The following is a 20670-nucleotide window of genomic DNA, read 5'->3' on the forward strand; positions in this document are numbered from 1 at the left end:
ATTTCTCTCTCATGATATTGACAAACTTCTTACCCTTGTGGAATGAAACAGCCCTGCCCTTGAAAAGGGGGGAAACTGGACTCAAAGTCCCCCTTAAAAAGGGGGATTTAGGGGGATCTACAAACGTTTTGCTACCGACAGCAGGACTTTTCAAACATCCTCTTATATCGTAGTGAAAATGAGTTATATACTGTTTTAAATATATTAAAACAAATAGGACAAATTTTAAATTAATTCTTGTAGAGAGTGGTCACATTAAATTTATCTAAGTCACCTTAACCTGAAAAGGGTCTGATAAAATCCCTAATATTTGATTAATTTCTACAATATAATAATCTCTTCTATCAATAGATAAATTTTTATCGGTAAGCTGTAAGAATTTCCAATCTGTACCAGTAGTTATAGCTCCATAAATTTTGGTAATATTATTTCCCTGGCGCTGGTTAAATATTTGAGCCGCAACCATTTCGGCAATGCATTGCCCTAAACCAGCTTTGATGTTTTCATTCTTAGCCTCTACCAAGGTTACTACAGGAGTGCGGATTTCATATATTTCCGCAGATGCAGTAAGTATATAATCACAGTAACCATTCAGTCCCGATTCATTATCTACGTTAAACTCAGTCCCAGAAAAAAAACCTACTTGAAAGTTAAAATTTCTTCGCACTTCTAATAAAATGGGAGTAATAATTAACTCTGAACGAGCTTTTTCTGTATTAATTGCTGTTGCTAAATTCAAATTTTCTTTAAGAAATGTTTGTAAGATTTGGCTGGGTTCTATAGTAGAAACTTCGGCGAACAAATTATCTGGTTCCGCTATAATTAAGTCAAATTTTTCTCTAACTTTAGAAAGTGTAAATTCACTGTATGCCATTGCGGTAAAATACTCTTAAGTAATAGAAATAGTTCGCTAATTATAATAATGTTAATTTTTGTAAAACTTTAAAATGGTAATATCACCTTTATTATATCAATCATGGTTCAAGTCATCCAAGCACAAAATGTCAGTCTGGCTTATTTAGAAGAAAGATTTGGTCTGCGACAGTCTGAAAGCGAAGATTTTTTTCCAGAGTGGTTTGACCCTTTACCAGAAATCACAGACATAGAAAAGCAATATCTAGACAGAGTTAAAACTAATTTTCTGAGATTGACCAAACGTCCACCAATCTTAGATAATGCAGTCAAAATGATAGTATTATCCCCTTTATTAGATTTAGCGGGATTTTATCGTGAACCATTTTTACTGGCTACGGAAGAGTCTATAGAACTTGCTGTAGAAGATAAGGGAGAAATTGTTAGAGGACGCATTGATGTTTTAGTTATTCAAGAACAACTTTGGTTGTTAGTCATTGAATCAAAAAGAGCTAGTTTTTCACTTTTAGAAGCCATACCCCAAGCGCTTGCTTACATGCTGGCTAATCCTCATCCAGAAAAACCTGTGTTTGGCTGTGTAACTAGTGGGGAAGATTTTCAATTTATTAAGCTAATAAAGCAAGATACATCTGAGTATGCTTTATCTGATAAATTCACTTTATCCAAGCGAGAAAATGAATTATATCAAGTTCTCCGAGTATTAAAAAAATTAAGTCAAATTTTAAGTTAATTTATGTCTATTCGCCCTATCTACCTAGATTGTCATGCTACAACACCCGTCGATGAACGAGTATTAGCAGCAATGCTACCTTATTTCACAGAAAAGTTTGGCAATCCATCAAGTATCAGTCATGTTTACGGTTGGGAAGCAGAAGCGGCTGTGAAACAAACACGAGAAATTTTAGCAGCAGCAATTAATGCGACACCAGAAGAAATTGTTTTTACTAGCGGTGCTACAGAAGCGAATAATTTAGCGATTAAAGGTGTAGCAGAAGCATACTTTCAAAAAGGGCAGCATATTATTACAGTTGCTACTGAACATAAAGCGGTTCTCGACCCTTGTGCATATTTAAAAACTTTGGGTTTTGAAATTACGGTTCTCCCAGTCCAAAAAGATGGATTAATTGATTTAACTGAGTTAGAAAAAGCTTTGCGTCCGGAGACAATTTTGGTATCGGTGATGGCTGCAAATAACGAAATTGGGGTGTTGCAGCCTTTAACAGAAATTGGGGAAATATGCCGCGATCGCAATATCATTTTCCACACCGATGCCGCCCAAGCTATTGGTAAAATTCCTCTAGATGTGCAAGCGCAGAAAATTGACTTGATGTCACTCACAGCACATAAAGCCTACGGTCCCAAAGGCATCGGCGCGCTATATGTCCGTAGACGCAACCCCAGAGTACAAGTTGCTCCCCAGCAGCATGGCGGTGGACATGAACGGGGAATGCGTTCTGGGACTTTATATACACCGCAAATTGTCGGGTTTGGTAAAGCTGTGGAAATTGCTTTAGCAGAACAGGCGACAGAAAACCAACGCCTCACAGAACTTAGACAAAAACTGTGGCAACAGCTTTCACCAATAGAAGGAGTTCATCTCAACGGACATCCTACCCAACGGCTAGCAGGAAACCTAAGTATCAGCGTTGAAGGGGTAGACGGGGCCGCACTTGGCTTAGGATTACAGCCAGTGATGGCGATTTCTTCTGGTTCTGCTTGTACCTCAGCAAATACAGCACCTTCCCACGTTCTCACCGCCTTGGGACATTCACAACAGCTAGCGTATGCATCAGTGCGGTTTGGCATTGGACGCTTTAATACCCCAGAGGAGATTGATACTGTAGCAAAACACGCGATCGCCACAATTCAAAGTTTACGCAAGCAGACCACCCTGGTGTGAACAGGCAGGGGGACAAGGGAGATGAGGGAGTGTGGGGGGTGTGGGAGTTTTCTTCCCCATCTCCTCATCTTCCCTCTCTCCCCTATCTCTCCTACATGCCCCATGCCCTAATATGGATCTGAACTAAACCTTCCCCGCTTGACACTCCTGAGATAATAACCTCTTGTGGGAATATTTTTCAGGTCGAAGCTATCACCCCTGCGAATTCGCCAAATTTTGTAGTCGGAAAATGTCAAAGGAGTGCGGGGTTTGCATACCTCTGGCGGATGATCTCCGAGTACAAAATATGCGGACCCCCTTCCGATTACCTTTGCGATACCATATTTATCTACAACCACCGAAGTTTCTTCGCTAATGGCTATCCCTAAAGCACTTTGAGATTTGCCATCTTGAATTTGGCGGGCAATGAAAGCCATAATTCGACCCATTCTTTTACGCCTGTCTAAGTGGGTGTCTACAATGGTTCCCTTGAGATACTTCCATTTGAAAAAGTTGTAAGTGAAGGTAATGTCCTTGTAAGGATCTTCGAGTGCATCTCTAGTTTCAATCCCTACTTCAGAAGAAGCGCAAGCATCGTAGATAAATTCACTTTGGATCATTGCACCCGCGCTAGTACCACCAATGCCACCACCTCTGGCGTAAACTGAGTTGACAGCAGCCTCTAGCTTAGTGTTTTTCCACTTGCGGATATATTGGCATTGGTCACCGCCAGCAAAGAAAATTACATCAGCATTTCGGACTTTAGCAACAATCTCTCCTTTATTGGCATCCTGCTGATTACTAATAATCAAGGTTTCTACCGATTTGACGCCTTTCATCGCATTAATGACCCGATTGTAATCATGATTCCCGTATGTACGGATGACTACAACATTGACTTTAGTGGCGCAGTCAGTACAACCTCTCACCTCGTTAATCATCCACTGGATAGCGTTCTCTACATCAGGTCCTCCTCCACCCAAGCTAAGAACAGGGCCAGCCAAGGAAGGTAAAGAAGGTGAGGATGGTAAAGGCGATAAAGGAGAATGGACATCCTCGGTAATGTCCTGAAAGTAACTTCTCAAGTTTGCTGTAATATGGGTTATGAAGGAGGTTCCCATCTTCAGCAACATGGTTCCTACATTCTTCAACCACTTTGCTATATTTGGAAAGGCCTTGGTCATGCTAACCTTCTGGTGCAAACTGCAATTATTGCTTACTCTCTCACCAGAAGGGGTGTAATTCCCAGCGTACAAGGCTTGTACTGTTTTTTCACGCCGAAAATGCAGAGTAATCTTTTATTCTCTGCTGGATTTTAAGTTGATTGTGTAATTTAAAACCAGTTGGCTTGCGATCGCTCTTGCACAACTCGCTGATATACTGCCTCTGTTTGTTGAGCTAATTTTGGCCATCTGAAGCGGCGCTCTAAATCCTCATAAGCATTATCAATGAGCCATTGGCGATAACCTGGATTTTTCAACACCTCCAAAATCCCCCAAGCAATCGAATCGGGACTGTTCACCCAGGTAACAATGCCTGTTTTGGTGTGTTGCACTACTTCTGGAAAACCACCAGTGTCAGATACTACTACGGGAACACGAGAAGCAAAGCTTTCTAAAGCAACAATACCAAAGGGTTCGTAAAGGCTAGGGAAAACAGCACAGTCGGCTACAGTCTGAAATTTATCTAAGTATTCATCAGAGAGAAAGCCTGTAAAATAACATTTATGCCAAATTCCTAAATCCCAAGCCTGACGCTTGAGATGGTCGGTATTGCCACCACCAACAATCACAAATTTGACATTACCATCCATTTCACTAAGTACCTTGGGAGCAGCATTGAGTAATAAAGGTACACCCTTTTCATAAGTCATGCGCCCAACATAATAAACAATTTTTTCATGGTCTTCAGCAAATTGGCGGCGAAAAGCTGGAGCATGAAAATCTTCATGGTGCTGTTTCTTTTCTGGCCGAATACCGTTAAAGATGACATCAATTTTGTCCCAAGGGCTGTGTAGCGCTCGTTCTACTTCCCGGCGCATGTATTCGCTACAAACGATAACTCGCCAAGCATTAAAAGCTAACAAATTTTCTTTACCACTGATATAGCGTTGGGTATCAGTATGAATGCCGTTATAGCGTCCGTATTCGGTAGCGTGAATTGTCGCAATTAAAGGTACTTTAAAGTTATGCTTTAAAGCGATCGCTGCATCACCTACTAACCAATCATGAGCATGGATTAAATCAAATGGGCCTTCTTCCAGCATCAACTTCCCACCATGATGCCCCATGCTGTCATTTAAGTTTACTATCCAATGAAAAAAGTCTCTACTAGCAGCTACCGGCACTCGATGTACATGAACTCCCTCTACTAATTCGTACATTGATGCGTGACCATGTTCCACAGTAATCAAGTGGATTTCATGTCCTAGCTTTACCAGTTCTGGGTATAACTCCCCCACATGACGAGCTATACCGCCAACTATTCTTGGTGGAAACTCCCAACTCAATACCAGTATCTTCATTTACTAGGCTCCCCAATGTTTTACAAACAAATATTAAATAGCTAAAAAACTATATTTATCTAAAGGTACAAGTGTGACAATTACAGTGAGTACATATACTAAAAATGTCAAATTTCTTAACAATTTTTTTGCCAATACTCCCGAAATGTAAAAATTAGCAAAGCCAAATTTTCATAGTTAGATAAATCTAGATTCAACGACTTGCCATAATACAGCAAGTTAAAACAAATGCTCAAGAATATAAATCTCTACGAATATAGTCAGCAAATTCTGATAAATTTTATGAAAATTAATATCAAGATAGCCTTTATATTGCTTTGTTATTAGCAGTTTTTACTTGGGGATCGTAGAGAAATTTTGGTAATAGAGAATAAATAATATTAATTAGAAAAATGTTACCAGAAGCCGACACCCTCATAGCCTCAAAGGTGCGCTATACGAACAAAGCCTGGGTTGTCAGGCTTTGTTCGTATAACTACAGGCTTTAGTTTGAGGGCTTATTCCCAGCGAATTGCGCTAACAGTAACGCACTGGCTCTCTTAATCCTTAACTTGGCACTACTAGAATTAGCTTTGATCCAGGCGCAGTACTGCCATAAACGCTTCCTGGGGAACATCCACCGTACCGACAGATTTCATCCGCTTTTTACCTTTTGCTTGCTTTTGCAAAAGTTTCTTCTTCCGGCTGATGTCACCACCGTAGCACTTGGCTAGTACGTCTTTACGCAAAGCGGGAATGTGTTCGCTGGCGATGACTTTACTGCCGATACTCGCCTGAATTGGCACTTTAAATTGATGGCGGGGAATGAGTTCTTTGAGCTTTTCTGCCATTGAGCGCCCGACGTTGTAAGCTTTATCTCGGTGCACAATCATCGCCAAAGAATCCACCGGATCGCCATTAATCATGATATCCAGCTTCACCAAAGGATTCTCGCGGTAACCAATCAGGTGATATTCCATGCTGGCATAACCACGCGATCGCGATTTCATTTGGTCAAAAAAGTCAGTGACAACTTCCGCCAAAGGCAGCTCGTATGTCAGCGTTGTTCGCCCTTGGGTAAGATATTTCATATCCTTGAAAATCCCCCGGCGGTTTTGGGACAATTCCATCAACGTGCCGACGTAGATTTCAGGCGTAATCATTTCTACCTTAACGTAAGGCTCCTCAATTTTTTCGCGCTCGTTGGGAGAGGGTAAATGGCTAGGATTATCTATGTACACTTCCTCGCCCTTGATAGTTGTCACCTTATAAACAACTGAAGGCGCTGTAATAATTAAATCGAGGTTGTATTCTCTTTCCAAGCGTTCTTGGACAATTTCCATGTGCAGCAAACCCAAGAACCCACAACGGAAACCAAATCCCATCGCGCTAGAAGTTTCTGGTTCGTAGTGTAGAGCAGCATCATTAAGTCTGAGCTTTTCTAGGGCCTCCCGCAAGTCTTCAAATTGGTCAGCATCAATTGGGAACATCCCACAAAAGACCATTGGGTTAGCTTCTGTGTACCCTGGTAAAGCTTCTGGGGCTTTGGCGTTAGCGAGAGTAATTGTATCTCCCACCCGCGCATCAGCTACAGCTTTAATTGCTGCTGACAAGTAACCTACTTCCCCAGCGTGTAGTTCATCAACTTGCTTTTGAGTAGGAGAGAGAACGCCTAACTCATCAATTTCATATTCTTTTTCCGATGCCATCAAATAAACGCGATCGCCTTTTTTCACGCTACCATCCATCACCCGGAAGTAAACTATTACTCCCCGGTAGCTGTCATAATAGCTATCAAAAATCAATGCCCGTAACCGCTGATCTACAGTATTGGGGGCTGGCGGTACCCGTTCGACAATTGCTTCTAAAATCTCATCAATGCCAAGACCTTCTTTGGCTGAAGCTAAAATCGCACCACTACAATCTAAGCCGATAATTTCTTCAATTTCGCCAATAACTCTATCTGGTTCTGCTCCTGGTAAGTCGATTTTATTCAACACCGGGATAATTTCCAGGTTATGTTCCAGAGCCAAATACACATTAGCCAAAGTTTGTGCTTCTACGCCTTGGGAAGCATCTACCACTAACAACGCGCCTTCGCAAGCCGCAAGAGAGCGTGACACTTCGTAAGAAAAATCCACGTGTCCCGGCGTATCAATTAAATTCAGCACATACTGCTGACCATCTTTAGCTGTGTAGTTCATCCGGGCAGCTTGCAGCTTAATGGTAATGCCGCGCTCCCGTTCCAGATCCATATTATCGAGAAACTGTTCCTTCATCTGCCGATCTCCAACAGTACCAGTAGCTTGGAGTAAGCGATCGGCAAGGGTTGATTTCCCGTGGTCGATGTGAGCAATAATACAAAAATTGCGAATGCGAACTGCGGGAACGTCAGTCATATACTATCTTTGCTGAAGAAGCAACCAAGGTTATAAAGATCAAATTACTTAATGTATTTTAATGCTTTCTTCGCCAACGACGCTGCTTGCTTCCATCAAAGGAAGATGGAGCCGTCACCAGCAAGAGAAACCTTGATTATATGAGCAATTGAGGCAGATTGGGGACTTCCCTATTTTCAAGACAACCATTCATGAAAATCTAATTTCCTGGCTCTAAACGACGCTATGCCTTACTCCTACGGGAAAGCAAGCTACGCACAGCGCCTCCCTTAGGAGAGGCTTTACGCTCCGAAGATTGCAGCCGCCTGGGTCGAGAAACTCTATCCGCCTCGCCGCATTTCTTTCCCAATCCCCAAGACCCCATGTTCAATTTCCCAGGTAGGAGGTAAAAGATTAATATTTCATCAATTCGTTGTGTCCGCTTCAAATCTCGTAATACCAAATTTCTTCTTCTCGCAGCACAATCCGATGTAGGGAGAGACGATTAATCAAGCCCTCCTGCTCAAATTGCCCCAGAACACGAGTAATAGTCACGCGAGTTGAACCTAATATTTCGGCAAGGTCTTCATGAGTTAGACGCATATCTATTAAACGTCCTTTCTCAACTTCTAAACCGAATTTTTGGGATAACCATGCTAATAATTTAATCAGCATGGTGTCTACCTTTTTATAGCTACGAATCACCATCAATTCTTCAGCCCGTTGAATGTGAGTCAGCAAAGTCTCTGTAGGTTGCTCCCATTCCTCTGGAGGTAATATTTTTGCCTCCACTTTAGTTAAGCACTCTATTTGATATGGTTCTAACCTAGATAAACTTTTACCAACGATATCTCCTGGTCCCCACAATCCTAAAGCTACAGTCGTGCCATCTTCTAAATATGTAAAAGTCCGAACAAAGCCTGTTTCAATCTTCCAAAGAAAACTTTGATGCTCTGGTAAGAATGACCTGCGGGTAAAGATCTGCTTAGTATTTTTACTTGCTTGATTGGTAACAGCCGGGTATAAAGCCATTAGTTTGTATAGTACTATTTTCCGGTAAACTAATCGTAGTATACATATATTAGGTTCTATGAGCCTATGGGTCTTGCACTCAGCTAGGTTTCCTCACAATTTGGTTTTTAAGTTTGGAGTAAGTACAGTTGTGCGGCTTGGGCGATAAACTTTCTGGCAATAATCCGCAACTAATGGTACTGATACCATTTCAATATGAAGATGCATATAATTAGCCTGGGTCAGCAGGCTACTCTTCGGTAAGACTCTAAGCGTCCATGTTTGTGAGCCAGTAGCTTCCAGCCTGAGGACGTTAATGTGTAGCCTCACAATTGGTATCAGAACTTTCCTCAACAGAGAACGCAGAGTCAGGAACTTCTAAATAAAAAAACACCCAAATTGTAGGGTACATTAGACGGAAGCTATCACACACCGCCAATGATATCAAAGATGGGGCTTTAACAGAATGTAACGCACCCTTATATCTTAGAGGTTGTTTTAAAAGCCCTTAGTGATGTATCAAATACTTTTAGATCCCCCTAAATCCACGCCACTTGCTACAAGTCGGGGAACCCGCCCAACGCAGTGGCTCCCCTTGAAAAGGGGGACTTTGAGAGGGTTTTACCCCCTTTTTTAAGGGGGGCTAGGGGGGATCAATAAGTGCCTAAAATCACAGCCTACCACTCTTCAAACATCCTCTTAGAAGAAGTGAATTATGCCTCTAAACTTGAATTTTTCAGAAATTTTTAATGCACTATTTTAGCTGTGTCGCGTCACTACGAAATATTGGATAATTTATTTTTTGCTATTCCCTAAAACAAGAAGATTGGAAAAGACAGCAAAAATAACAATATTTGCACACAATTAAGAATTGTTATATCTGCGCATTAAATTAGCTCAAAAGCTAAATAATATTTTCATAAAAACTACGAAGTTATTCAGAATTTTGCTCTTACCTCGCACAAGCTCACGGGTTGATCTCGCATTCGCCCCGTTTCAGTCGGTATCACTTTTGGGTAAATTAGCGAAATATTGCTAGAAGATTCTGATTTTTGTACAGTTTTAACGTATAAATTCATATCATTATGGAACCAATAAAAGTACAGCAACATCCACGACTGGGAATGAAAGTACTGCCTGGTTGCAATTTGATGAAACTGTCAAATCAACAGGTATTGGAGTTAAAAAAATCTCTTTGGCAGCACGGTGTTATTGTTGTTAGACAGCAAAGTCTGACTGCATTAGAGTTAAAAGAATTTGCTCAACAGACTTTTGGTGATTTAACCCTTGGGCTGAGACCTAAACCAATAGATCCGGAAATTGCCTCAGACTTACAAAGTCCTGGTGTGTTTATCTTAGGAAATCCTAAAGGGCATACTCAAGAAATCGCGGGCAAGATAGCTTGGCAATGGCATCATGACAAAGATCACCTTCCCCGTACAGAAGGACTGGATATGAATGCTCTGTATGTGGTGATGCTTTATGGAGTGGAAATACCTCAACAAGGAACAGATGGACAGCCACACACTACCGAATTCCTTGACATGATAGAAGCTTACAACAACCTCGATCCTGCTCATCAGCAGCAATTAGAGAAAATGTCGATGTATCATTTCGCGCCAGTATCTCCTCAACCAGGAGTGGAGATTCCTGTCAAAAAGCATCCAATTGTATCAATTCACAAAGTGACTGGGCAAAAAGGATTGTATCTTGGCTCAGACACATCGATTCCTACAGGAATGGAAGGTCAACCAGAGTTAGCAAAACAGTTTTGACGCTCACTGTTTGAGACTGTGCTAAAGCGCACACCAATTTACGCTCATGTTTGGCAGCCAGGTGATATTGTTTTTTGGGATAACTCGCAAGTTATGCATACAGGGACTCCCTACGACGCCAAAAAGTATAAGCGCGTCGCTTTGCGCCTAGGAGCTGTAGACAACACTTACATCTAAGTACTGTTCGGCAACAGACCTTGCCCATGACGATATTGTAAGAATTTCAAATCTTACATTAGTTAGCTAAATTAAGTGGCACACATAAAGTCACAATATACTTCAAGGAATATTTGATGAAAGTATATACTTATACGGCTGCTGCTTATGTTACCCGATCGCCCGCTAAAAATTGAAGTTAGGTTGCCATCTTCACATCCTCAACTATTAGAAGGGCTGGATCTATGGTTGCGTTTGGGTTTGATATCGGATGCCCAAGTTAGGCAGATTTGCCAAGAGTTTCTTGTATGTTCGGTGGTATTGCAACCTCAGGTAGCTAGAGTAACTTCCGATCCCGTGAAGCAATTACCTGTAGAGATGTTGCAGGGAACGTCTCTACAATCTCGTAACCGCAAACCACCACCAGAACTAGCAAAACCCAATTTTATAGCCACAATGTTACAGTCGCTGGGGGCGGAATTGAGTGTCCGCTGGCTGCTGTTTTTAGGGGTATTTCTGGTAGTGGTATCCTCTGGAGTACTAGCTGCAAGCCAGTGGGAGAAGTTTCCTGCTTCTGGACAGTATGGGGTTTTATTGGCTTATACCTTAACTTTTTGGGGTTTTAGCTTTTGGGCCGCAAGACAAAGCAACCTGAGATTGACAGCGCAAACATTGCTGCTTGTGACTTTGTTATTAGTGCCAGTAAACTTTTGGGCAATGGATAGCTTCAGGTTGTGGCAGAATCCTTTGGATTGGATAACAGTTGCGATCGCAGCTCCTGCTCTGACAGCTATGACTGTTTTACTCTCCAATAATCGGCTATTTTTTACTAATTTACGCACTGACAAATTACTGCTGCTAAATATTCTCGGGCTATCTTTCTTACACTGGGGTTGGAAATTACCAGGCTTTCCCTTAATTGCCGTGTATTTAGCAATGATTGGTACAACCATCATCACTATTTATCACAATCGCTACCAACGGCAGAAAACCCCAGATACTTCGCCAAGTGAAAGCAGTAGCCGGATTGGTGTAGGAATTAGCTTACCTGCCGCCGTGATTATTTATGCGCTACTGGTGCTATTAGTACGGGCAATTTTTATTGTCAAAGTCGATGTAACCCAGCTAGGGTTAGCGATTGGTATTTGTGGCTGGTTGATGAGTTGGTTAGCACAGCGAGAGATGAGGGAAGCAGACGGGGGGACAGGGGGACGCAAAGACACGGACACTTCTATCCCCGCGTCTCCCACATCCTCCTCATCCTTCCTGATCTGGGAAAGGCTTGGCAGTGTTCTACTGTTCTTGGGTTGGTTAGTTGCAGTTAAAGATTATCCTTGGCAAGCAATAGCTGTAAGTGGGTTGAGTTTGCAGTTTGTGGGTAGTCGGTTGCAGAGGTATAGTTTACAGACTGACTTAGCAGCAGTTTTTGGTATTGGCTTACAAACAATTTGGCTGAGTTGGCGGTTAGTACCTGTGAGTGTACAGGAAGGAGTGATCGCGCTTGGTACTCAACTCACTAAGTCTCAAAATGAACCTTGGGCGTTGCTGAGTATTGCTTTATTCCCCTACATCATTTTCATGGTGGCGCTGACAGATCATTTTTATCGTGCCCATAAGCGAGAATTGGCTCAATTTGGCGATTCACTAACCTTGATGCTGGGAAGTGTTTTAACAACGATCGCATTAGTAAATCCAGCATTGCGATCGCTAAATTTGTTATTTTCCACAATCACGCTTGTTGTCGTTACCAAACGCCGCTTTGACAGACAAGAGCAAAGACCAAGCGAATCTTCCCCCTTGATATACCTAACTCACATCATAGGAGTACTAACGCTTTGCTCAATCATCAATTGGTTATTCCCAAGTTTGGGTAAACAAGTCTGGGCAAGCATTTTGTTAGTTCTGATGGTGGCAGAGTGGGGATATAGCCTTGGTAATGGAATATGGCGACGTAGTGCATGGCATATTGGTTTAGCACTAGCCTTTGTCAGTTTCGTTCTGTTATGGGCAAATGCGGAATCATCTTGGTATGGCGTTGTTCGCAGCCAGCATCATTGGGGAATCATTTGGTTAATTACACCTTTAGCACTTACAGGTATTGCCAGCCGCACAACTACACAGCGTCGCATCATCAGTAGTAGCTTGAGTGTTTTCGCTTTAGGACTTGCCCAGTTACTAACATTACAGCTACCAGGAACCAGATTAATCGGTTTGGCTGTGGCTACAGCTGTGATGTTTGCAAATACGCGCTATTTGCGATACCAGATATCGGCTGCAATTACAGTTGGATTTGGTTTAAGTTTCATTGGCGTGCTGCTGTGGCAAGGTATACCAGGATTACCACATCTAGCCCCAGCAGGTTGGTTTATTGTTGGTGCGATCGCAACCTTGAGTTTATGGTTAGGGCGTACAGTCTTAATCCGCCAAGATAACGAACTAGCAACTATTTATGCAGCCGCCAGTGACTATTGGGCGATCGCATTATGTAGCGTTGAGTTGTTCTTGCTGACAGTGCATTCCCTAGTTGTTTATCAGGGAATTACGGCTTCAGGATGGTTGTATTTAACTGCCATTGCCATAACTTTAGTAGCTATCACCTATCGTAGTTGGCGCGAACCTACCAATTGGGCATTTTATGGCATCGGTTGGTGCTTGGAATTATTGATTGCTGAATTACTAGGGTTTTGGGGACGTTCAGTTGTGAACATGGCGATCGCAAATATTGCCTTGGGCTTGAGCGCGCAAATTTTGGGAGAATGGTGGCGACGCCGCTATCAAACACAAAGACTCAAGAGTAGCCTACACATTCTGCCACTCATTTATGCTGCTTTGAGTGTAGTACTACGCTTGCAGACTTTTAACGACTGGACAGGTTTATGTTCCTTGGGCGTAGCTTTAATTGTAATTGGTGTAGGACGACGCCAGGAAAGCTTAAAACCCTTGCTGTACTTGGGAATCATTGGCGTATCGATTTCTGCCTATGAACTGTTGTTCTACCAAATGTCACAAGCTAAAGGCGGTGCATATGGCGATGGATTAATTGCAATGGCTGCCCTTGGTGCTAGCATTATGTACGCCTATCGCCTTTTATCGCCTTGGCTGTTAGATTACTTAAATCTGACTCCCCAACAATTGCAAAGCATCGCTCATCTTCACTGGGCTTGGAGTAGTTGCTTATTACTCGCTGCTATTAGCGCCCCCATCCAAGTGAATCGCTTATTAGGATTGGGTACAGGAATTGTTTTGATTCAGTATGCGATCTTTCAAGGAAGAAGTGTATCTGCTTCTTCCCGTATTCTGGGCAGCATTACAATAGCAGAAATGTGGGTTTACCTCGGTTTATTAGAGGTAGCGGCTATTAGAATTTATTGGCGCGAGACAGTAGTAGGACATCTTTTAACAGGCCCATTAATTCCTTGGAATGGTGCGATCGCCTGTGTCGTTGCTTATTTTCTCTACATCTTACCTTGGGAGAATTGGGGTTGGCCGAAAAGACCTTGGCAATGGGCAGCATACATTGTGCCATTGATCATTTTAGGTGAAACCAGACTGCAAGTTTATCCAATTACTTTAGCGATCGCCGCTTGTTTTTATATTTTCCTAGCCAAAGTTGGCAATAACATTCGGTTTACATATATCAGCGTAGCTTTGATTGATTGGGCATTATTTCGCTGGTTCTTTGACTTACATTTAACTGATGCTTTGTGGTACGTCACAGTAATTGGTTTATCAGTTCTATATATTGCCCAATTAGATCCTTTACTGAGGCTACCAGAATATAAACCTGCTCGTCACAGCTTACGAATGCTTGGCAGTGGACTAATTTGTGGATGGGCAATTATTTTTAATCAAGATACACCTTTGCTACCAGGAATTTTCAGCCTGATTGCCATTTTTGCCGGATTAGCTTTGCGGATACGAGCATTTCTCTACATTGGCACAGCCGCCTTTTTAATTACAAGCATTTACCAACTAGTAATTTTTAGCTTGCGTTATCCTTTCTTAAAATGGGTGGTTGGCTTGCTAGTTGGGATAGTCTTAATTTCCATTGCTGCTAACTTTGAAACTCGCCGTGCGCAAATTAGTTCTTTGCTGCGTAATACCAATGATGAATTTCATCAATGGGAATAATGGAATTAATTCGTAATTAAATTTTAAAACTAGTGGCGTGACAAGACTAAAATGTTGCAATAAAAAATGTTCGTAGTTGCGCTTTAGCGCCCTATCAATTAGAAATCTAATGCACAACTTTAGCCTTGCCACGCCAGTAGGCTAACGCACCATAAATAGTTAATGGTGACGATTGCAGCACCATACAATTTTCTACCGGAATGCTTGGCATCTTTTGCTTATGCAATGAATTCTCCCGCTTGTCGTAATACTTGTTCGTAAAGGCTGCGACTCACCCAATATTGAGCAGTATCAAGCATGGCATCTAATAAAGGTTGTACTTGCGTAATTACTCCTCGGTTTTTTGCCAGCAAGAGAATACCTAGAGTACCAATTGCTTGTAGCCCTAAATTTTCAGCTACTTGGCGTGCTTCACGTTCATCTAATAATATTCGCTGTTCACCAGTTTCTAGTGCTAAAGCAATTGCTTCGCGTTCGCCATCGTCTAATTCTGAGGGTATATTATTCACTATTATTGACACCGATTGCACTTGCAACCAACTAGAGTTTATTGCCTGCAATACAAATTCTGTTCCTGGAAAACCTTCAACAGTTGTTTCATTGTAGACAGATTGAGGAATAAGAAGTTGCTTAAATACAGCTTCCAAGATATCAAGGCGATTAATAGCGGCAAAGTTAATTAGAGGAGTAGCGTTACAAACAACTGTCACAATCGCTAAAAACCTGCTTCAATTTTTTCAATATCTTGAATTAAATCTACTTCATTGTAATGGCGTTCTATTTTGTGTTGACTCAAAAGTTGCTGAAATTCCCATACGGACAAGTTAGCCAAATGGCGTGCTTGACTAAAGGTAAAAATATTCTGCCCGTATAGTTGTAAAGCTAACTCCTGGCGAATAGCATTTTCCCCTTGATTTAATGAATTAGGTGATATTTGTAAGTTGATTGGTTGAAGAAATTGATTCATTAATCACTAATATCAATTCAAGATTAGGCGTTGCATAATTGCGGGATAATTTTGGAATTTGCAGAAAAAATAATCACCACCTCTCCCCGTCTCCGCGTCAACCTTAATCATTCCCTTATTCAGTAACATCATAATATCAATTATCGGTAAGGTAGGGACAAGGCGTAGATCAAATGTTTCACTGAAAATCTGTGGATGTTGCCTACAATGTGAGTACTACAGTAACTAACGCTAAAGGTGAAAATATAAATATTATAAATTTAAGAAACTTTGCAATGAAATTAACAATTATTCACTTTTATGACCCAAGCCCCCCCAGATTATTAACCTTTAAAGAATTTATCGAGTGGTATCCAAACGACGGGAAGCGTTATGAACTAAATAATGGAGTAATTATTGAGATGGCACCCCCAACCGGAGACCATGAAGATATAGCAGGATTTTTGGCTCGCAAAATAGGAACTGAGTTTGACAGACTCAATCTACCTTACAACATCCCAAAAACAGCTTTTGTCAAAACACCCAATGCCGAATCTGCTTACTCACCTGATGTCCTGGTAATAAATCGCGCCAATCTCATCAATGAACCTCTTTGGAAAAAAGAATCTACAGTTACTCAGCCTGAATCCGTACCACTGGTAATTGAGGTTATTAGTACGGCAGTTGCTTCAAGCCGGGAAACCCGTCCAACGCACTGCCTCACCAACTGGCGCGACGACTACTACAAAAAGTTTGCAGATTATGAGGAAATGGGTATTCCCGAATTCTGGCTTGTAGATTACAAAGCGCTGGGGGGACGCAACTTTATTGGTAATCCCAAACAACCAACTATTTTTGTCTGCGAACTTGTCGATGAAGAATACAAAATGACAGCCTTTACAGGCAATAACCTCATCATCTCCCCCACCTTCACCCAACTTAACCTTGCCGTGCAGCAAATTTTTGATGCGGCGAGTTAGGAGGGATGAGGGGGACAAGGGAGATGATGGAGAGGAGAACAAATGACAAATGACAAATGACAACTGACTTGCGTAAGCACAAGCATTGGTGAAAAAATTGATCCGCGAGTAGCTTCGCGGTTGGCAAGGGACGAAAGAGGAAATTAGTGAAAGTTTTAGTTGTCGGAAATGGGGGGCGCGAACACGCTCTGGCGTGGAAACTGCTGCAATCTAAGCAAATTGAGCAAGTTGTTTGTGTACCGGGAAATGGGGGTACGGCAAGCATGGCAAGTTGCCAAAATTTACCTCTAGCAGTAGATGACTTTGAGGGCATTGGCAAGTATTGTCATGAAAATGGGATAACTCTGGTGGTAGTTGGGCCAGAAGTGCCCTTAGCAAAAGGAATTACAGATTATCTTAACTCCCAAGGATTAATGGTATTTGGCCCTGTGAGAGCCGGAGCGCAAATTGAGGCGAGTAAAGCTTGGGCTAAAGCTTTGATGCAAGAAGCGGGTATTCCTACAGCTAAAGCAGCAGTGTTTACAGAAGCAGCAGCAGCCAAATCTTACGTCAAAGCGCAAGGAGCACCCATTGTTGTCAAAGCTGATGGATTGGCGGCTGGTAAGGGCGTAACGGTGGCTGAAACAGTAGAACAGGCCCATAGTGCCATTGATGCGATTTTTCAAGGGCAGTTTGGCAGCGCTGGCGAATTTGTCGTTATTGAAGAATGTTTGATTGGGCAAGAAGTTTCGGTGTTAGCCTTGACAGACGGGTTAACAATTCGCCCTTTACTGCCAGCCCAGGATCATAAGCGGATTGGTGAAGGTGATACAGGAGAGAATACTGGTGGGATGGGAGCCTATGCCCCAGCGCCCATTGCTACACCGGAGTTAATGGCACGCGTTCAACAAGAAGTTTTAGAAAGAGCGATCGCCACTTTAAGATCTAAGGGGATTGATTACCGAGGCGTGCTTTACGCCGGGTTAATAATTGCACCCAATGGCGACTTTAAGGTGTTGGAATTTAACTGTCGTTTTGGCGATCCCGAAACGCAAGTGATTCTGCCACTGTTGGAAACACCGTTAGAAGAGTTAATTTTAGCTTGCGTACAACAGCGTTTGAGCGAAATGCCAGCGATCACTTGGAAACAGGGAGCTGCTGCTACTGTCGTCGCTGCGGCTGGAGGTTATCCGGGAGCGTATGAAAAAGGACAAGTCATTACTGGAACTGAGCAAGCAACAACTGCGGGAGTAACTGTATTTCATGCAGGCACAAAATTAAACCAGCAACAAGAAGTAGTAACCGATGGTGGCCGAGTACTAAACGTCACCGGAATCGGAGAAAATTTTGAACAAGCGATCGCTCAGGCATACGCTGGTATCCAATCTATTCACTTTCCGGGAATGTATTACCGTAGAGATATCGGTCATAGAGTCAAAGGTCAATGTTAAGAAGGCAGAAGGCAGGGGGCAGAGGGAAGGAGGTTTTAGAAAATAATTCTGCCCTCTACCAGGAAAGTTTTAAGCACATCTGTGGGCTATTAACATTTTTAGAGAAGGTTCAAGCCCCAATGCTACCTTGCTATTATCGGAAAGCCCCACCCTAAAGGTTCAGCAGTCCCCCTATTTTACAGGAAGCTGCTCCGCGTCTACGACGGAAATCGCCAAGACGGGGGTTGCTTCACCGCAGTGGCCTCTGCTTGTGGTGTCTTTCCCCCCTTCTGCCATCTGCCATCTGCCTCCTGCCTTTCTTTTCGACCCTTGACTCTTGACCTATTTCTCAAATTAACTGTTAATTTTTTAGTTGTTGGGGTTTATAAGAAAACTACTAACAACTTTTATTTAAGATGCTGGCTCTTTTGAAAACAATCCGAGAAACGATCGCTAATTGGTGGTCCGATTTCACCCTCCAGACCAAACTGTTAGCTGTTGCCACATTAGTGGTTTCTTTAGTCATGAGCGGTTTGACCTTCTGGGCGGTGAATACGATTCAGCAGGATGCGCGGATGAATGACACCCGCTTTGGTCGTGACCTTGGACTGCTGCTGGCTGCCAATGTTACCCCGCTAATTGCTGACCACAATCTCACTGAAGTTGCCCAATTTTCCCAACGCTTTTATAGCAGCACTTCTAGTGTGCGTTATATGCTCTACGCTGATGAAACTGGGAAAATCTATTTTGGGATTCCATTTTGGGAAGCGGAGGTAAAAAACTCCTTAACCATTGAACGGCGAATCCAACTGCCAGAAGATTACGCTAGTGATAGCGATAAGCCGATGGTGCGGCAACACATGACTCCAGATGGGTCTGTTACTGATGTGTTTGTTCCCCTCATGGCTGACAACAAATACTTGGGTGTCTTGGCGATTGGGATTAACCCTAACCAAACTGCCGTCATCTCCACCAATTTCACCCGCGATGTCACTATTGCAGTTTTTATTACAATTTGGGTAATGGTAATTTTGGCTGGGGTGATTAATGCTCTCACCATTACCAAGCCGATTAAAGAACTATTAGTAGGTGTTAAACAAATCGCCGCCGGAAATTTTAAGCAGCGAATTGACTTACCCCTAGGAGGCGAACTAGGAGAGTTAATTCTTAGCTTTAATGATATGGCAGAGCGTCTAGAAAGCTATGAAGAACAAAATATTGAGGAACTAACAGCAGAAAAAGCCAAGTTAGAAACTCTAGTTTCGACAATAGCCGACGGTGCTGTGCTGATTGACAATAATATGCAGGTGATTTTAGTCAACCCCACAGCACGGCGGATTTTTGCCTGGGAAACTGATGATGTTGTCGGTTGCAATGTTCTGCATCACTTGCCCCCGGCAGTGCAAATGGAAGTTAGCCGTACCTTGTATGAAATGGCAGCAGGCGAATGTGAAAGTGCCGAGTTTCGGATTGCGTTAAATCAACCTACCAAACGCACTATCCGCATTCTCCTAACTACAGTATTGAATTTACAACGGGAGAGTATTAAAGGCATTGCCATCACAGTGCAAGATATAACCCGTGAAGTAGAACTCAACGAAGCCAAAAGCCAATTTATCAGCAACGTTTCTCACGAACTACGAACGCCCTTATTTAATATCAAATCTTTTATCGAAACTTTGCACGACTACGGGGAAGACTTGAGTGTAGAACAGCGGCAAGATTTTCTGCAAACCGTCAATTATGAAACCGATCGCCTAACACGCTTAGTCAACGATGTATTAGATTTATCCAAACTAGAATCTGGTCGCAACTATAATTTTGATGGTGTAGATCTAGGGCAAGCGATCGAGCAAACGCTGCGTACTTACCAACTGAATGCTAAGGATAAAGGCATTGAATTAATTCAAGAAGTTACCTCTCCTTTACCCTTAGTATTGGGTAATTATGATTTGTTGCTGCAAGTATTAGCTAATTTGGTTGGTAATGCTCTCAAATTCACTTCATCTGGTGGTAAAGTAGCCATCCGTGCCTATCAATTAGATCCCAAGCCAAACAACTCTCACAAGCAATCGCCTCAAGTACGAGTGGAAATCTCCGATACTGGTATTGGCATTGCCCCTGAAGACCAACAAGCAATTTTCGATCGTTTCTTCCGCGTAGAAAATCGCGTTCACACCCTCGAAGGTACAGGTTTGGGTCTATCAATTGTGCGGAATATCATGGAAAGACATCACTGTAAAGTTAATCTAGTAAGTGAAGTTGGAATTGGCACTACTTTTTGGTTCGACTTAACTGTGTTTGAGTGAAATTGTTTAGAAAAACCACAGATGCACACATATCAATATTGATAAATATTTGTGTGTATCTGTGTTGGTAGCTTCTTAAGTCGTTTAATTGCATATTTGTGTAGGAGAAATATAGTGCCACCAAGGGATGCAATTCATGAGATTGTTAAGCAAGCACTTATTAAAGATGCTTGGATAATTAAAGATAGCGACGACCCTTACGTAATATCCTACGGTGAAAGATTTCTTTTTGTTGACCTTGGGGCAAGTAAATCTGCGGCTAATAACCCAAGTTGCCAGTTACAAAATCAGACTGGTGAACTGGTGTCAAAAAGGCAATA

14 protein-coding genes and 1 pseudogene are annotated in these 20670 nt (G+C 42.3%); 8 read left to right on the plus strand and 7 right to left on the minus strand.

From position 1 onward, the window contains the following. Positions 1-265: 265 nt before the first annotated feature. Positions 266-874 carry a hypothetical protein gene (locus tag BV372_RS14650; RefSeq protein ID WP_086687236.1) on the minus strand — a complete coding sequence of 203 codons (609 nt, stop codon included), beginning with the start codon at positions 872-874 and terminating at the stop codon, positions 266-268. A 102-nt stretch (positions 875-976) separates the two neighbouring features. On the opposite strand from BV372_RS14650, the gene BV372_RS14655 reads away from it, so the two are divergent. Both BV372_RS14655 and BV372_RS14660 read left to right on the plus strand, forming a co-directional pair. Next, entirely contained in the window at positions 977-1603 is a 627-nt protein-coding gene (locus BV372_RS14655) for a type I restriction endonuclease (RefSeq protein ID WP_086687237.1), read from the plus strand. Positions 1604-1606: 3 nt separating this feature from the next. Further along, the gene (locus BV372_RS14660) at positions 1607-2773 is read left to right on the plus strand and encodes a cysteine desulfurase family protein (protein ID WP_086687238.1); all 1167 of its coding nucleotides are present in this window, start codon (positions 1607-1609) and stop codon (positions 2771-2773) included. A gap of 107 nt (positions 2774-2880) precedes the next feature. Here BV372_RS14660 and BV372_RS14665 read toward each other — a convergent pair whose 3' ends face one another. From BV372_RS14665 to BV372_RS14680, 4 genes are all read right to left on the minus strand, one after another. After that, a complete protein-coding gene (locus BV372_RS14665) occupies positions 2881-3936 on the minus strand; it encodes a cyanophycinase (protein ID WP_179198095.1) in 1056 nt (351 codons plus the stop codon). Between the two features lie 149 nt (positions 3937-4085). Further along, positions 4086-5276 (minus strand): glycosyltransferase family 4 protein, encoded by a 1191-nt coding sequence (locus tag BV372_RS14670; protein WP_086687239.1) that lies wholly within the window; start codon positions 5274-5276, stop codon positions 4086-4088. 566 nt (positions 5277-5842) lie between these two features. Next, positions 5843-7654 (minus strand): translation elongation factor 4, encoded by a 1812-nt coding sequence (lepA, locus tag BV372_RS14675; protein WP_086687240.1) that lies wholly within the window; start codon positions 7652-7654, stop codon positions 5843-5845. A gap of 423 nt (positions 7655-8077) precedes the next feature. Further along, entirely contained in the window at positions 8078-8665 is a 588-nt protein-coding gene (locus tag BV372_RS14680; protein ID WP_086687241.1) for a Crp/Fnr family transcriptional regulator, read from the minus strand. Positions 8666-9795: 1130 nt separating this feature from the next. On the opposite strand from BV372_RS14680, the pseudogene BV372_RS14685 reads away from it, so the two are divergent. Together BV372_RS14685 and BV372_RS14690 are read left to right on the plus strand one after the other, a co-directional pair. Further along, positions 9796-10596: pseudogene (locus tag BV372_RS14685) on the plus strand (TauD/TfdA dioxygenase family protein). 147 nt (positions 10597-10743) lie between these two features. Next, on the plus strand, positions 10744-14706 hold the full coding sequence (locus BV372_RS14690; protein ID WP_086687242.1) for a DUF2157 domain-containing protein: 3963 nt from the start codon (positions 10744-10746) through the stop codon (positions 14704-14706). Between the two features lie 218 nt (positions 14707-14924). Here the strand turns inward: BV372_RS14690 and BV372_RS14695 are convergent, their stop codons facing one another. Together BV372_RS14695 and BV372_RS14700 are read right to left on the minus strand one after the other, a co-directional pair. Further along, positions 14925-15416: a DUF3368 domain-containing protein gene (locus BV372_RS14695; RefSeq protein ID WP_086687243.1), complete on the minus strand. Its 492-nt coding sequence runs from the start codon at positions 15414-15416 to the stop codon at positions 14925-14927. A 5-nt stretch (positions 15417-15421) separates the two neighbouring features. Next, positions 15422-15673 carry a UPF0175 family protein gene (locus BV372_RS14700; protein ID WP_086687244.1) on the minus strand — a complete coding sequence of 84 codons (252 nt, stop codon included), beginning with the start codon at positions 15671-15673 and terminating at the stop codon, positions 15422-15424. A gap of 275 nt (positions 15674-15948) precedes the next feature. On the opposite strand from BV372_RS14700, the gene BV372_RS14705 reads away from it, so the two are divergent. The 4 genes from BV372_RS14705 to BV372_RS14720 all read left to right on the plus strand — a co-directional run. Next, positions 15949-16632 (plus strand): Uma2 family endonuclease, encoded by a 684-nt coding sequence (locus tag BV372_RS14705; protein ID WP_086687248.1) that lies wholly within the window; start codon positions 15949-15951, stop codon positions 16630-16632. Between the two features lie 146 nt (positions 16633-16778). After that, a complete protein-coding gene (gene purD, locus BV372_RS14710) occupies positions 16779-18062 on the plus strand; it encodes a phosphoribosylamine--glycine ligase (protein WP_086687245.1) in 1284 nt (427 codons plus the stop codon). A 395-nt stretch (positions 18063-18457) separates the two neighbouring features. Further along, positions 18458-20350 carry a two-component system sensor histidine kinase NblS gene (gene nblS, locus BV372_RS14715; RefSeq protein WP_086687246.1) on the plus strand — a complete coding sequence of 631 codons (1893 nt, stop codon included), beginning with the start codon at positions 18458-18460 and terminating at the stop codon, positions 20348-20350. Positions 20351-20464: 114 nt separating this feature from the next. Next, the coding region (locus tag BV372_RS14720; protein ID WP_218776726.1) for a XisH family protein at positions 20465-20670 on the plus strand (206 nt) is incomplete at its 3' end.

The sequence above is a fragment of the Nostoc sp. T09 genome (assembly GCF_002154695.1).
In the GTDB taxonomy this organism is placed as follows: domain Bacteria; phylum Cyanobacteriota; class Cyanobacteriia; order Cyanobacteriales; family Nostocaceae; genus Aulosira.

Coding starts and splice junctions, on each gene's coding strand:
- BV372_RS14650 (WP_086687236.1), bottom strand. CDS start 874: ATGGCATACAGTGAATTTACACTTTCTAAAGTTAGAGAAAAATTTGAC.
- BV372_RS14655 (WP_086687237.1), top strand. CDS start 977: ATGGTTCAAGTCATCCAAGCACAAAATGTCAGTCTGGCTTATTTAGAA.
- BV372_RS14660 (WP_086687238.1), top strand. CDS start 1,607: ATGTCTATTCGCCCTATCTACCTAGATTGTCATGCTACAACACCCGTC.
- BV372_RS14665 (WP_179198095.1), bottom strand. CDS start 3,936: ATGACCAAGGCCTTTCCAAATATAGCAAAGTGGTTGAAGAATGTAGGA.
- BV372_RS14670 (WP_086687239.1), bottom strand. CDS start 5,276: ATGAAGATACTGGTATTGAGTTGGGAGTTTCCACCAAGAATAGTTGGC.
- lepA (WP_086687240.1), bottom strand. CDS start 7,654: ATGACTGACGTTCCCGCAGTTCGCATTCGCAATTTTTGTATTATTGCT.
- BV372_RS14680 (WP_086687241.1), bottom strand. CDS start 8,665: ATGGCTTTATACCCGGCTGTTACCAATCAAGCAAGTAAAAATACTAAG.
- BV372_RS14690 (WP_086687242.1), top strand. CDS start 10,744: ATGTTACCCGATCGCCCGCTAAAAATTGAAGTTAGGTTGCCATCTTCA.
- BV372_RS14700 (WP_086687244.1), bottom strand. CDS start 15,673: ATGAATCAATTTCTTCAACCAATCAACTTACAAATATCACCTAATTCA.
- BV372_RS14705 (WP_086687248.1), top strand. CDS start 15,949: ATGAAATTAACAATTATTCACTTTTATGACCCAAGCCCCCCCAGATTA.
- nblS (WP_086687246.1), top strand. CDS start 18,458: ATGCTGGCTCTTTTGAAAACAATCCGAGAAACGATCGCTAATTGGTGG.